Genomic DNA, 4,147 nt, shown 5'->3' with positions numbered 1-4,147 from the left:
TGACGAATCGGCGGCCAAGTGCAGACCCGGCCTGTCCTGATTCTCGGGATAGCCCATCGGTAGGATGAACATCTGCAAGTCCGGGACGTCGGTGCCCCGCACTCCGCTGCCGACGAAGCCCACGGCCTCAAACAGGGTATGCGCCAGATACGTTGAGCGTGGACGCACGCATTCGCGGACCGCCGCTCCGGCGAAACTCAGTGGCGAGGAACTTCGCCCGCCGGATGCCCGGTAGCACATCGGCACGAACAGATGATCGTGCAGGTTGTCACCGACCGGCAGGTCGGCTATCACGGTGATTCCATGCTCACGCAAGTGGGCTGCAGGGCCGACGCCGGAGAGCATCAGCAGTCGCGGCGAACCGAACGATCCGGCACTGACGATCACCTCGCTGCCCGCGTGCGCAGGAGCTGTCGGTCGCCGGTTGCGGCCCGTGACTAACTCCACTCCCACCGCCCGACCGTTTTCCACTATCACCCGGGTCGCGGTTGCGCCGGTGAGCACCCGCAGATTCGGCGGAGCGTCCCATAGGTATCCACGATCGGTGCCCACTCTCCGGCCGGCGCCCGCGCTCTGCTGAAGCGGCGCCACTCCGGCCTGCTGCGCACCGTTGTAGTCGTCGTTCATCCCGACGCCGGCGGTCGCCGCCAGCGCGACCATGTAGCTTTTGGTGACACTCGCCAGGCCGGTGGCCCGTTCCACCGCAATCGGGCCGTATCCGCCGCGCAGATCGCTGGGACCGTCCTCGAAACTCTCCATTCGCCGGAAGGAGGGCAGCACTTCGGAGAACCCCCAGCCCTTTGCCCCGTCCGCCGCCCAGTCGTCGTAGTTCTGCCGGTTTCCGCGTACAAACGCCATCCCGTTGATCACGCTGTCGCCGCCGAGTATCCGGGCGTGAGACTGGGGAAGCTTGCGGCCCTTCATATGTCGTTGCGGGACGCTATACGCCGGCCAGGTGACCAACCGCTGCAAGGCCGTAGCCGCGTGAATGGCCCCACACATGCCCGGGACCGTGACCAGCGGGCCGCGCCGCTGGCGTCCCGACTCGATCAGGGTGACCTCGGCGCCGGTGTCGGCGAGGCGCCGGGCGACGATCGCCCCTGCGCTACCGGACCCCACGACGACATAGTCGGCTGGCTCCGGCGCGGCGAGATCCTTCGTCGCCCGTGCTCGCTTCATTCAACACCTCCGTTGACACACACAGATTAACTTCATAATATGAAGTATCTGTTGACGCTAACACAGTCGACCCACGGATAGGCGCAATCATGTGGTCACGCTCAGACCTGACACCACTGTCGCCCTCGATCCGCCCACGCACAGGTCGCGGGAGCACGATTCCTCCTGTTGGCCGCGGAGGGCGAATCAATACTGTGTTTCGTCGATGGCATAACGAAATTTGGTCTGCTACAGATGTTTTCGAGACCACCCTAGGGGTGCGATCGAACTGAGATTACTGAAAGGCCAATAACTGATCTGAGGCGTCAGGTGTGAAACGCTCGATGGCCTGCGATCGGTATTCGTGCTTGATCGGGGCCCAACCGCAGACGGCCGATGGCGGCCAGGCCTGTCGCGCGATGAGGAATTGACGGGGGGTGCAGTGCTGCAAGAAAAGCGTCGACGTCGTGCGACCCGGGTCGCTGCGGTAATTGCCGCTGCGGCACTGTCAGCCTATTGCGTGTTTACGTACTTGGCTTACAGTGACGCATTCACTGACGTCGCAATGGTTACCGTGACTGCGCCCCGGGCGGGGCTGGTCATGGAACGCGATGCAAAGGTCAAGTATTTGGGTGTTCAGGTCGGCAAGGTGACGGGCATCCGATATGACGGCGAACACGCCGAGCTCATCCTTGCTGTTCGCCGTGACCAGCTAGCGTTCATCCCTTCGAATTCGACGGTCCGCATAGCCAGCACAACGGTATTCGGCGCCAAGTCCGTGGAGTTTCTTGAACCTGCCCACCCCGCGGCCGGCGCGGTGGCGGCGGGAGCGCGGTTCACGGCGGCTGCGGTGGCGGTAGAAGTCAATTCGTTGTTCGAGACGCTGCTCAACACTCTCCACAAGATCGATCCGGTGGCACTGAATGCGACACTGGCGGCACTCGGTGAAGGATTACGCGACAACGGAAACAACTTAGGTGCGTTGACCACTGACCTGAATTCCCTTTTGGCCAAGGTCAATCCGCGAATGGGCGCGCTGCAATCCGACCTTGATCGTGCGGCTTACACTGCCAACGTTTACGCTGACGCCGCGCCCGCTCTCGTCACGACGATGGATAACGTTCCCACGATCAGCAACACCATCGTGCGCCAGCAGAAAGATCTGACGGAGTCGCTTTTGGCGGCCGCGGGGGTGGCCGACGAGGGCGAGCAGACACTGGCACCGGCCGCCGACTCCTACATCGCTGCAATACAACGTTTTCGGGCGCCGCTAAATGTTCTCCACGACTACTCACCGGAGTACGGCTGTCTGCTCACCGCGTTGTCCGACGCGATAGGACGATTTGGACCCTATCTCGGGGTCACAAAAGCGTCCCTTTTTGTCAGCGCGGCAGTGCTTCCCGGGGCGCCGAGCTACACCTATCCTGAAAGCCTGCCGATCGTCAATGCTTCCGGCGGTCCGAACTGTCGCGGGCTGCCCAACTTGCCGACCAAGCAGGGCAGCGGCTCTTGGTACAAGACACCGTTTCTGGTGACTGATAACGCCTACGTTCCGTATCAGCCCAACACCGAAATGCAGATCGACGCACCGTCAACCCTGCAGTTCCTCTTCCATGGTTCCTTCGCAGAGCGTGACGACTACTGATGATGAGGACGCGACATCTGAAAGCAAAAGTGGCGATCTTCGTCGTAGCGATGTTGCTCGTTCTCGGCCTTCTCACAGTCACGTTCGGGCAATTCAGATTTTCTTCGACGGAAGAGTATCACGCCGATTTCACGTCGATATCGCGGTTAGCAAGCGGACAGGATGTGCGTATTTCGGGGATCGTCGTCGGCCGCGTGAGAGCGATCGAACTACACGAGCACTATGTCAGCGTAACTTTTGATGTTGACAAACGCTATCAACTTTTCACGTCGACCCGTGCCTTGGTCCGTTACCAAGATTTGGTGGGCAATCGTTACCTCGAGATCGCGGCTGGACCGGGCGAGCTCAGGAAATTACCTCCCGGGGGGACCATTCGACGTGAGCACACCGAACCGGCTCTCGATCTCGATGCATTGCTGGGCGGGCTTAAACCCGTCCTCAAAGGACTCGACGGGCGCAAGGTGAACGAGATCAGCAACGCTATCCTCGCGGTGCTGCAGGGCCAAGGTGGAACGCTTGCTGACCTGCTGTCCAGTACCAGCTCATTCACTCAAAACCTCGCGGCGCGTGATCAATTGGTCGGTGAGGTCATCGACAATCTGAATCAGGTGCTCGGCACCGTGGACTCCAAGACCAGCCAGTTAGGCGCCAGCGTCGACCAGCTTCAGAAGTTGGTAAGCACTCTCGCTGCAGGCCGAGAACCTATCGCGGGAGCCATTGGGCCCCTGGCATCGGCAGAAACCGACCTGAGCGAGATGCTGTCCGGCTCTCGGCGGCCGCTGCAGGCTGTTATCAATGAATTGGGTCCGCTATCAACCGAATTGGACCGGCGCAAAAAGGACATCAATGACGTGCTAGACCCGTTGCCGGAGGACTACAAGCGATTGACCTCGTTGGGCGCCTACGGATCCTTTTTCAGCTTCTATTACTGCTCGCTCAAGATCAAGATCAACGGGCCCGCGGGCAGCGACATCATTATTCCCGCCGGCGGTCCTCCCGACCCGAGCAAAGGGAGGTGCGCGTTTGCCAAGTGAAAATCGAGGCCAGCGTGATGCGTTGCGCACCGGCACGATCGGCATCACGGTGATTGTCAGTGTGCTGCTCATCTCGATCGGGTACTGGCAACTTCCGTTATGGCCGCGCGGCAAGAGTTGTGAGGCCTATTTCGTTAATGCTGCGGGTATCAAGCGAGGCGACGACGTGCAAATCATGGGCTACGTCGTTGGACATGTCACCTCGGTCGAGTTAACACACCGCTTGGCCCGGGTCGGCTTCAACCTTGATCGTAAAGTCCGACTTGGTGATCAGTCGGTCGTGTCGATCAAGGCTGACTCGGTACTAGGC

General features: G+C 60.6%; 4 protein-coding genes. 3 read left to right on the top strand and 1 reads right to left on the bottom strand.

Annotated features, from left to right (window positions below; all coding sequences use genetic code 11):
* Window positions 1-1,179: GMC family oxidoreductase (locus JF781_RS27475; protein ID WP_225341344.1), on the bottom strand; the 1,179-nt coding region annotated here is incomplete at its 3' end.
* Window positions 1,180-1,600: 421 nt separating this feature from the next.
* Here JF781_RS27475 and JF781_RS27470 point away from each other — a divergent pair.
* The 3 genes from JF781_RS27470 to JF781_RS27460 all read left to right on the top strand — a co-directional run.
* Window positions 1,601-2,803 (top strand): MCE family protein, encoded by a 1,203-nt coding sequence (locus JF781_RS27470; RefSeq protein ID WP_225330618.1) that lies wholly within the window; start codon window positions 1,601-1,603, stop codon window positions 2,801-2,803.
* Window positions 2,804-2,805: 2 nt separating this feature from the next.
* Window positions 2,806-3,837 carry an MCE family protein gene (locus tag JF781_RS27465; protein WP_374109798.1) on the top strand — a complete coding sequence of 344 codons (1,032 nt, stop codon included), beginning with the start codon at window positions 2,806-2,808 and terminating at the stop codon, window positions 3,835-3,837.
* The coding region (locus tag JF781_RS27460; RefSeq protein WP_225330620.1) for an MlaD family protein at window positions 3,827-4,147 on the top strand (321 nt) is incomplete at its 3' end. The genes JF781_RS27465 and JF781_RS27460, both read left to right, overlap by 11 nt.

The sequence above is a fragment of the Mycobacterium sp. WUMAC-067 genome (assembly GCF_020217485.1).
Lineage (GTDB): Bacteria > Actinomycetota > Actinomycetes > Mycobacteriales > Mycobacteriaceae > Mycobacterium.
Note: the sequence above shows the minus strand (reverse complement) of the source record. Positions and strands in the feature narration are given on the sequence as shown.

What these genes read in the sequence shown, in the direction of transcription:
- JF781_RS27465 (WP_374109798.1), top strand. Translation starts at nt 2,806, where the DNA reads ATGAGGACGCGACATCTGAAAGCAAAAGTGGCGATCTTCGTCGTAGCG.